1 pseudogene is annotated in these 537 nt (G+C 32.4%); it reads left to right on the top strand.

Annotated elements, in window-relative coordinates:
* Positions 1 to 102 precede the first annotated feature (102 nt).
* Positions 103 to 537: pseudogene (locus tag UNSWCS_RS11040) on the top strand (hypothetical protein); the annotation flags it as partial.

The raw sequence follows: 537 nt of genomic DNA, 5'->3' as shown, positions 1-537 counted from the left end.
TGGATAGGTGGTAATATGCTCTAATGCAAATTAATACCATAAAAAAGAATTAAAACCTATGAAAGAGATGCTGGAATATCTAAATAAAGCGAGACCTTAACAATGCTTAATAATATAACCTATTCGCCAAATCTAAATAACAATTCACTATTTGAAGGAAAAGAATTCGCAAGTAGAGTTAATTATAAGAAAGTGATGGGCAATAGCACAAACTTTACTGGAGCTTTTAAATCCAATAATGATAATAAACAAACTATTTGGGGCAAAAAGTCAGATGATGATCTAGAAGGACAAAAGATACGTCAAACTTTAGAAAGATTTGGTGTGTCTTTTAGTAATGAGGGTCGCGAGCTCCTTGAATCGTCTAATATAAGTGTGGATGAATTTATTGAGAGATATTCTAAAGTTATAAATAGAAGTATGCCACAAGAGGTTGGTGACTATGGACTAATAGATCAAAAAAGCGATCATGAAGAACAAGACAATCAAACTGACACGCAAAAACAAGAAACCTTTAAGCCTATGCAAGTAACTAAG

Source organism: Campylobacter concisus UNSWCS, assembly GCF_000466685.1.
Classification (GTDB): Bacteria; Campylobacterota; Campylobacteria; order Campylobacterales; family Campylobacteraceae; genus Campylobacter_A; species Campylobacter_A concisus_A.
The sequence above is the reverse complement of the archived record's forward strand: the minus strand, read 5'-3'. Positions and strand labels throughout refer to the sequence as shown.